Annotated in this window: 6 protein-coding genes and 1 pseudogene; all 7 read left to right on the top strand. The window is 54.1% G+C overall.

All coding sequences use genetic code 11. From position 1 onward, the window contains the following. A pseudogene (locus KHQ23_RS13390) lies at window positions 1-325 on the top strand (phosphomannomutase CpsG); the annotation flags it as partial. Between the two features lie 5 nt (window positions 326-330). Further along, the gene (wzm, locus tag KHQ23_RS13385) at window positions 331-1,116 is read left to right on the top strand and encodes an O9 family O-antigen export ABC transporter permease subunit (protein WP_020956642.1); all 786 of its coding nucleotides are present in this window, start codon (window positions 331-333) and stop codon (window positions 1,114-1,116) included. A gap of 2 nt (window positions 1,117-1,118) precedes the next feature. Continuing rightward, entirely contained in the window at window positions 1,119-2,414 is a 1,296-nt protein-coding gene (gene wzt / locus KHQ23_RS13380; RefSeq protein ID WP_040203966.1) for an O9 family O-antigen export ABC transporter ATP-binding subunit, read from the top strand. Window positions 2,415-2,433: 19 nt separating this feature from the next. Beyond that, a complete protein-coding gene (locus KHQ23_RS13375; RefSeq protein ID WP_040175663.1) occupies window positions 2,434-4,560 on the top strand; it encodes a methyltransferase domain-containing protein in 2,127 nt (708 codons plus the stop codon). A 10-nt stretch (window positions 4,561-4,570) separates the two neighbouring features. Next, the gene (wbdA, locus tag KHQ23_RS13370) at window positions 4,571-7,093 is read left to right on the top strand and encodes a polymannosyl GlcNAc-diphospho-ditrans,octacis-undecaprenol 2,3-alpha-mannosylpolymerase WbdA (RefSeq protein WP_040203962.1); all 2,523 of its coding nucleotides are present in this window, start codon (window positions 4,571-4,573) and stop codon (window positions 7,091-7,093) included. 46 nt (window positions 7,094-7,139) lie between these two features. Then, window positions 7,140-8,285, top strand: coding sequence for a glycosyltransferase family 1 protein (locus KHQ23_RS13365; protein WP_040176059.1), 1,146 nt, complete (start codon window positions 7,140-7,142; stop codon window positions 8,283-8,285). Between the two features lie 9 nt (window positions 8,286-8,294). Next, on the top strand, window positions 8,295-9,410 hold the full coding sequence (gene wbdC / locus KHQ23_RS13360) for an N-acetyl-alpha-D-glucosaminyl-diphospho-ditrans,octacis-undecaprenol 3-alpha-mannosyltransferase WbdC (protein WP_040176057.1): 1,116 nt from the start codon (window positions 8,295-8,297) through the stop codon (window positions 9,408-9,410). The last annotated feature ends 24 nt before the right edge of the window (window positions 9,411-9,434 follow it).

Genomic DNA, 9,434 nt, shown 5'->3' with positions numbered 1-9,434 from the left:
GGAGCTGCTGTGCCTGAAGAACAGTTCGCTGAAATCGCTGGTGGCGGACCGCCAGGCGGCGTTCCCGGCGTCGGGGGAGATCAACCGCAAGCTGGGGAATGCGGCGGAGGCGATAGCCCGCATCCGGGCGCAGTATGAGCCGGCGGCCGCACACATCGACACAACGGACGGTATCAGTATTGAATACCCTGAGTGGCGTTTTAACCTGCGCACGTCCAATACCGAGCCGGTGGTGCGTCTGAACGTTGAGTCCAGAGCGGATACTGCGTTAATGAATGAGAAAACCGCCGAGCTGCTCAACCTGTTAAAAGAGGAATCGCTTTGAGTCCTATGTTTTCAGCGATCTATCGCTACCGTGGCTTTATTATTGACAGCGTCAAACGGGACTTTCAGTCCCGTTACCAGACTAGCTTCTTAGGCGCGGCATGGCTGATCTTACAGCCGATCGCCATGATTTCCGTATATACATTAATCTTTTCTGAGTTAATGCGTGCCCGCCTGGCGGGCATGGACGGCCCTTTTGCCTACAGTATCTACCTCTGTTCCGGGGTGTTAACCTGGGGGCTGTTTACGGAAACGCTCAATAGTCTGGTCAACGTTTTTCTGACCAACGCCAACATTCTTAAAAAGCTTAGCTTTCCGCGGATCTGTTTACCAATCATCGTCACTGCTTCGGCGTTCATTAACTTCCTGATCATTTTTGGTCTGTTCGTGCTGTTTCTGATCGTTACGGGCAATTTCCCGGGCATGATTTTCTTTGAAATCATTCCGGTGCTGATCGTTCAGATGCTGTTCACCCTCGGCCTCGGGATCATCCTCGGGGTGCTGAACGTTTTTGTCCGCGACGTCGGGCAGTTCGTGAATATCCTGCTGCAGTTTTGGTTCTGGTTTACGCCCATTGTCTACGTGTCCAAAACGCTGCCGGAGTGGGTCTCTGGTCTGCTGGCGTATAACCCGATGGCGACCATTATCGGTTCATACCAGAACGTGATGCTCTATCACCAGAGCCCTAACTGGCTGGCGCTGCTTCCGGTCACGGTGCTGTCCGTCATTCTGTTTTTATTTGCCTGGCGTTTATTTAAAAAACATGCCGCTGATATTGTGGACGAGATTTAATCATGAGTATCAAAGTTCAGCACGTCGGCAAGGCGTATAAATATTATCCATCCAAATGGAACCGGGTCATTGAGAAACTTCTGCCGGGCGATAAGCCGCGGCACAGCAAGAAATGGGTATTGAAAGATATCAATTTCAGTATTGAACCCGGTGAAGCGGTCGGCATTGTTGGGGTGAACGGCGCAGGTAAAAGTACGTTACTGAAGCTGCTGACCGGCACCACTCAGCCGACCAAAGGCAGCATTGAGATCCAGGGGCGCGTCGCTGCGCTGCTGGAGCTGGGCATGGGCTTCCATCCTGACTTTACCGGTCGGCAGAACGTGTATATGTCCGGGCTGATGATGGGCCTGAGCCGGGAAGAGATTGAGCGCTTAATGCCAGAGATCGAAGCCTTCGCCGATATTGGCGACTACATTGAAGAGCCCGTGCGCATCTATTCCAGCGGGATGCAAATGCGCCTGGCGTTCGCTGTCGCCACGGCGTCCCGGCCGGATATTCTGATCGTCGATGAAGCGCTCTCCGTGGGTGACTCCCGTTTTCAGGCGAAATGCTATGCTCGCATCGCGGACTTCAAAAAACAGGGGACCACGCTGCTACTGGTCTCCCACAGCGCCGGGGATATCGTCAAGCACTGCGACCGCGCCATTTTCCTCAAAAATGGTGACATCTGCATGGACGGCACCGCTCGCGACGTGACCAACCGTTACCTGGATGAGCTGTTTGGCAAACCGGATAAAGACAGCGCGACAAAAAGCGCAACGGCTATCTCGTCAGCCAGTGGCGAAAGCCAGATGTCTCTCGATGAGATTGAAGATGTGTACCACACGCGCCCAGGCTACCGTCCGGAAGAATATCGCTGGGGGCAGGGTGGCGCGAAAATCATCGATTATCATATCCAGAGCGCCGGGGTTGATTTTCCTCCCTCACTGACGGGCAATCAGCAGACCGATTTTCTGATGAAGGTCGTATTTGAATATGACTTTGATTGCGTGGTGCCAGGCATCCTGATTAAGACCCTCGATGGCTTATTCCTCTACGGAACCAACTCTTTCCTCGCCTCTGAAGGGCGGGAAAATATTTCGGTTTCCCGCGGCGATGTTCGGGTCTTTAAATTTAGCCTTCCGGTTGATTTAAACAGTGGCGATTACCTGCTGTCATTTGGTATCTCTGCCGGCAACCCACAGACGGATATGACGCCGCTGGACAGACGTTACGACTCCATTATTTTACATGTGACCAAGAGCATGGATTTCTGGGGTGTCATCGATCTTAAGTCGTCCTTTACTAGCTACCAATGACGTTGAGAAAAACGATTCCATGACTAAAGACTTAAACACGCTGGTTAGCGAATTACCTGAGATTTATCAAACTATTTTTGGCCATCCCGAATGGGATGGCGACGCCGCTCGTGATTGTAATCAACGCCTCGATTTGATTACCGAACAGTACGATAACTTATCCCGTGCGCTGGGGCGCCCGCTTAACGTTCTCGATCTGGGCTGCGCGCAGGGCTTTTTTAGCCTGAGTCTGGCAAGCAAAGGCGCGACTATCGTTGGTATCGATTTCCAGCAGGAAAATATTAACGTGTGCCGCGCGCTGGCCGAAGAGAACCCCGATTTTGCCGCCGAGTTCCGGGTAGGCAGAATTGAAGAGGTGATCGCCGCGCTGGAAGAGGGCGAGTTTGATCTGGCCATTGGCTTAAGCGTGTTTCACCATATTGTTCACCTTCATGGTATCGATGAAGTTAAACGTCTGCTCTCGCGCCTGGCCGATGTCACCCAGGCGGTGATCCTTGAGCTGGCGGTGAAAGAAGAACCGCTTTACTGGGGCGTTTCTCAGCCGGACGACCCGCGCGAACTGATTGAGCAGTGCGCGTTTTATCGCCTGATCGGTGAGTTTGACACCCATTTATCCCCCGTACCGCGCCCGATGTACCTGGTCAGCAACCACCGGGTGCTGATCAACGATTTTAATCAGCCGTTCCAGCACTGGCAGAATCAGCCCTATGCCGGGGCCGGCCTCGCGCATAAGCGCAGCCGTCGCTACTTCTTTGGCGAAGATTATGTATGCAAGTTTTTCTATTACGACATGCCCCACGGCATCCTGACGGCGGAAGAGAGCCAGCGTAATAAACATGAACTGCATAATGAAATAAAGTTCCTGGCGCAACCGCCAGCGGGCTTTGACGCGCCCGCATTACTGGCCCACGGCGAAAATGCTCAGTCTGGCTGGCTGGTGATGGAAAAACTCCCGGGTCGTTTGCTGAGCGATATGCTGGCAGCCGGGGAGGAGATCGATCGTGAAAAAATCCTCGGTAGCTTGCTTCGTTCCTTAGCGGCGCTGGAGAAACAAGGGTTCTGGCATGACGATGTACGCCCGTGGAACGTGATGGTCGATGCCCGACAGCATGCCCGCTTAATCGACTTCGGCTCTATCGTTACCACGCCGCAGGACTGCAGCTGGCCGACGAACCTTGTCCAGTCGTTCTTCGTGTTTGTGAATGAGCTGTTTGCCGAAAACAAAAGCTGGACTGGTTTCTGGCGCTCGGCGCCTGTTCATCCGTTTAATCTGCCCCAGCCGTGGTCTAACTGGCTGTATGCGGTCTGGCAGGAGCCGGTTGAACGCTGGAACTTTGCCCTGCTGTTGGCGCTGTTCGACAAGAAAGCGAAACTGCCGTCAGCTGAACAGCAGCGCGGGGCGACGGAACAGTGGATCATCGCTCAGGAGACGGTGCTGTTGGAGCTCCAGTCTCGGGTGCGTAATGAAAGTGCCGGTTCGGAAGCGATGCGTGGGGAGATCCATGCTCTGGAGCAGCAGATCGTTCAGCTGCAGGCCGCACAGGATGCGTTAGTCGAGAAAGCTCAACAGCCGGTGGAAGTCAGCCATGAGCTGAACTGGCTGAATGAAAATATGGCGCAGCTGACCGCGCTCCTGGAATCGGCGAAGGCGCAACCGCAGGCTGATATTCAGCCCGAGTTGCCCCCTGAAACCGCTGAGCTACTGCAGCGACTGGAAGCCGCTAACCGGGAGATCCACCATTTAAGCAACGAAAACCAGCAGCTTCGCCAGGAAATCGAAAAAATCCATCGCAGCCGTTCCTGGAGAATGACCAAAGGTTATCGTTATCTGGGCCTGCAGATCCATTTGCTGAGGCAGTATGGTTTCGTGCAGCGGTGTAAACATTTTATTAAGCGCGTCTTGCGGTTTGTTTTCTCGTTTATGAGAAAACATCCGCAGGTAAAACATACCGCGGTAAATGGTTTACATAAGCTGGGCCTTTATCAGCCTGCCTATCGTTTGTATCGTCGTATGAATCCACTGCCGCACAGTCAGTATCAGGCTGATGCGCAGATTTTATCGCAGACTGAACTGCAAGTGATGCATCCGGAGCTTTTACCTCCGGAGGTTTACGAAATTTATCTCAAACTAACGAAAAATAAATAAGGAGATTAACTTGCATATTTTGATTGATGTCCAGGGTTACCAGTCGGAAAGTAAATTCCGCGGTATCGGTCGCAGTACCCTGGCCATGAGCCGCGCCATTATTGAAAATGCCGGTGAGCATCGCGTCAGTATTTTGATCAATGGTATGTACCCCATTGATAATATCAATGATGTCAAAATGGCCTATCGGGACCTGCTGACGGATGAAGATATGTTCATCTTCTCAGCCGTTGCGCCAACGGCCTATTGCAACATCGAAAACCACGGTCGTAGCAAGGCAGCCCAGGCGGCCCGCGATATCGCTATCGCCAATATCGCGCCTGATATCGTCTATGTTATTAGCTTCTTCGAAGGCCATGGGGATAGTTATACCGTGTCTATTCCGGCGGATAATGTGCCCTGGAAGACGGTGTGTGTATGCCACGATCTGATCCCGCTGTTAAATAAAGAGCGTTACCTCGGCGATCCGAATTTCCGTGAGTTTTATATGAACAAGCTGGCGGAATTTGAGCGGGCAGACGCGATCTTCGCTATTTCGCAGTCGGCAGCTCAGGAAGTGATCGAATATACCGACATCGCCAGCGATCGGGTACTGAACATCTCCTCGGCGGTGGGCGAAGAGTTTGCGGTGATCGATTATTCTGCTGAGCGTATTCAGTCTTTAAAAGACAAATACAGCCTGCCGGATGAGTTTATCCTAACGCTGGCGATGATCGAGCCGCGGAAAAACATTGAAGCGCTTATTCATGCTTACAGCATGCTGCCTGCCGAACTGCAGCAGCGCTATCCGATGGTGCTCGCGTATAAGGTGCATCCTGAAGATCTGGAGCGTATTCTGCGTCTGGCGGAAAGCTATGGCCTGTCACGCAGCCAGCTTATCTTTACCGGCTTCCTGACCGACGACGATCTGATTGCCTTGTACAACCTTTGCAAACTGTTTGTGTTCCCGTCGCTGCATGAGGGATTCGGCCTGCCGCCGCTGGAAGCGATGCGCTGTGGGGCCGCGACCCTGGGTTCAAACATTACCAGCCTGCCGGAAGTCATTGGCTGGGAAGATGCCATGTTCAATCCGCATGATGTGCAGGACATTCGCCGGGTCATGGAAAAGGCGCTGACCGATGAGGCGTTTTATCGTGAGCTGAAAGCGCATGCTCTCGCGCAGTCGGCCAAATTCTCCTGGGCCAATACCGCCCATCTGGCGATCGAGGGTTTCACTCGTCTGCTGCAGTCGTCCCAAGAGGCGAATGCCGGGCAGGCGGAAAGCGTGACCGCCTCCCGTATCCAGACGATGCAGAAAATCGATGCGCTGAGCGAAGTCGACCGTCTTGGTCTGGCATGGGCGGTTGCGCGCAATAGCTTTAAGCGCCATTCCCGCAAGCTGCTGGTGGACATTTCGGTTCTGGCGAAACATGACGCGAAGACCGGGATCCAGCGCGTCTCGCGCAGTATCCTCAGCGAATTACTGAAATCTGGCGTGCCGGGTTACGAGGTTTCCGCCGTCTACTACACCCCTGGCGAGTGTTATCGCTACGCCAACCAATATCTGTCCAGTCATTTCCCGGGCGAATTTGGCGCTGACGAACCGGTGCTGTTCAGCAAAGACGATGTGCTTATCGCCACCGATCTGACCGCGCATCTCTTCCCGGAGGTGGTGACGCAAATTGACAGCATGCGCGCCGCCGGGGCGTTCGCCTGCTTCGTGGTGCATGATATTCTGCCATTACGCCGCCCGGAGTGGAGTATCGAAGGCATTCAGCGTGAATTCCCGATCTGGCTGTCCTGCCTCGCAGAGCACGCCGATCGGCTGATCTGCGTCTCTGCCAGCGTCGCCGAGGATGTGAAAGCGTGGATTGCGGAAAATCGCCATTGGGTGAAACCGAACCCGCTGCTGACCGTCAGCAACTTCCATCTGGGAGCCGACCTCGATGCCAGCGTACCGTCCACCGGCATGCCGGATAATGCACAGGCGCTGTTAGCCACGATGGCCGCGGCGCCATCATTTATCATGGTTGGCACCATGGAGCCGCGCAAAGGTCATGCCCAGACGCTGGCCGCCTTCGAGGAACTATGGCGTGAGGGCAAAGACTACAACTTGTTTATCGTCGGCAAACAGGGCTGGAACGTTGACAGCTTGTGCGAAAAATTACGCCATCATCCGCAGCTGAACAAAAAGCTGTTCTGGTTGCAGAATATCAGCGACGAGTTTTTGGCTGAGCTATACGCTCGTTCACGTGCGCTGATCTTTGCCTCGCAGGGGGAGGGCTTTGGCCTGCCGTTGATTGAAGCGGCGCAGAAAAAGCTGCCGGTGATTATCCGCGACATTCCGGTGTTTAAAGAGATTGCTCAGGAACATGCGTGGTATTTCTCCGGGGAAGCGCCGGCCGACATCGCGAAGGCCGTCGAAGACTGGTTAGCCCTGTATGAGCAAAACGCGCATCCTCGTTCCGAAAATATCAACTGGTTAACCTGGAAACAGAGCGCGGAATTTCTCCTGAAAAACCTGCCGATTATCGCGCCAGCCGCGAAGCAATAATCGCTATCAACAGGGCTACTCCGGTGGCCCTTGTGATGAGTTCGTTATGAAAATTATTTTTGCTACTGAGCCAATTAAATACCCGTTAACGGGCATCGGTCGGTATTCCCTGGAGCTGGTTAAGCGGCTGGCGGTCGCCCGCGAAATCGAAGAGCTGAAGCTGTTTCACGGCGCGTCGTTTATCGATCAGATCCCCCAGGTGGAGAATAAGAGCGATACCAAAGCCAGCAATCATGGTCGTTTGTCGGCGTTTCTGCGCCGCCAGCCGCTGCTGATTGAGGCGTATCGCCTGCTGCACCCGCGGCGCCAGGCGTGGGCATTGCGCGACTATAAAGATTATATCTACCATGGTCCCAATTTTTACCTGCCGCATCGCCTGGAACGCGCGGTGACCACGTTTCATGACATCTCCATTTTTACCTGCCCGGAATATCATCCAAAAGATCGGGTTCGCTATATGGAGAAGTCCCTGCATGAGAGCCTGGATTCGGCAAAGCTGATCCTGACCGTCTCTGACTTCTCGCGCAGTGAAATCATCCGCCTGTTCAACTATCCGGCGGAGCGGATCGTCACCACCAAGCTGGCCTGCAGCAGCGACTATATTCCGCGCAGCCCGGCGGAGTGCCTGCCGGTCCTGCAGAAATATCAGCTGGCGTGGCAGGGGTATGCGTTATATATCGGCACCATGGAGCCGCGTAAAAATATCCGCGGTCTGCTGCAGGCCTATCAGCTGCTGCCGATGGAGACCCGCATGCGCTACCCGCTGATCCTCAGCGGCTATCGCGGCTGGGAAGATGATGTGCTGTGGCAGTTAGTCGAGCGCGGTACGCGGGAAGGGTGGATCCGTTACCTGGGCTATGTCCCGGATGAGGACCTGCCTTATCTGTACGCGGCGGCCAGAACCTTTGTTTATCCCTCCTTCTATGAGGGATTCGGTTTACCTATTCTTGAAGCGATGTCTTGCGGTGTGCCGGTAGTATGTTCCAATGTCACTTCTTTGCCTGAGGTGGTTGGCGATGCCGGCCTCGTTGCCGATCCTAATGATGTAGACGCGATTAGCACGCATATTTTGCAGAGCCTGCAGGATGATAGCTGGCGGGAAATCGCCACCGCGCGCGGTCTTGCCCAGGCGAAACAGTTTTCGTGGGAGAACTGTACGACCCAGACCATTAACGCCTATAAATTACTCTAAGGGTGTCAGTTGAGAGTTCTACACGTCTATAAGACCTACTATCCCGATACCTACGGCGGTATTGAGCAGGTCATTTATCAGCTCAGTCAGGGTTGCGCCCGCCGGGGGATCGCAGCCGATGTTTTTACTTTTAGCCCGGACAAAGAGACAGGTCCTGTCGCCTACGAAGACCATCGGGTCATTTATAATAAGCAGCTTTTTGAAATTGCCTCCACGCCGTTTTCGTTGAAAGCGTTAAAGCGTTTTAAGCAGATTAAAGATGATTACGACATCATCAACTACCATTTTCCGTTTCCCTTTATGGATATGCTGCATCTCTCGGCGCGGCCTGACGCCAGAACGGTGGTGACCTATCACTCGGATATTGTTAAACAAAAACGGTTGATGAAGTTGTACCAGCCGCTGCAGGAGCGATTCCTCGCCAACGTAGACTGCATTGTCGCCTCGTCGCCCAATTACGTGGCCTCCAGCCAGACCCTGAAAAAATATCAGGATAAAACGGTGGTGATCCCGTTTGGTCTGGAGCAGCATGACGTGCAGCACGATCCGCAGCGGGTGGCGCACTGGCGGGAAACCGTCGGCGATAACTTCTTCCTCTTCGTCGGCGCTTTCCGCTACTACAAAGGGCTGCACATTCTGCTGGATGCCGCCGAGCGTAGCCGGCTGCCGGTGGTGATCGTCGGGGGCGGGCCGCTGGAGGCGGAGGTGCGGCGTGAGGCGCAGCAGCGCGGACTGAGCAATGTGGTGTTTACCGGCATGCTCAACGACGAAGATAAATACATTCTCTTCCAGCTCTGCCGGGGCGTGGTCTTCCCCTCGCATCTACGCTCAGAGGCGTTTGGCATTACGTTACTGGAAGGCGCGCGCTTTGCCAGGCCGCTGATCTCCTGCGAGATCGGCACCGGTACCTCGTTCATTAACCAGGACAAAGTAAATGGCTGCGTGATCCCGCCGAATGACAGTCAGGCGCTGGTGGAGGCGATGAATGAGCTCTGGCATAACGATGAAACCGCCAGCCGCTATGGCGAAAACTCGCGTCGTCGTTTTGAAGAGATGTTTACAGCCGACCATATGATTGACGCTTACGTCAATCTCTACACTACTCTGCTGGAAAGCAAATCCTGAGGCCAGCTACCCCCGCCGTTGCGG

This window comes from Klebsiella sp. 64, from assembly GCF_018223915.1.
GTDB lineage: Bacteria > Pseudomonadota > Gammaproteobacteria > Enterobacterales > Enterobacteriaceae > Klebsiella > Klebsiella pneumoniae.
Note: the sequence above shows the minus strand (reverse complement) of the source record. Positions and strands in the feature narration are given on the sequence as shown.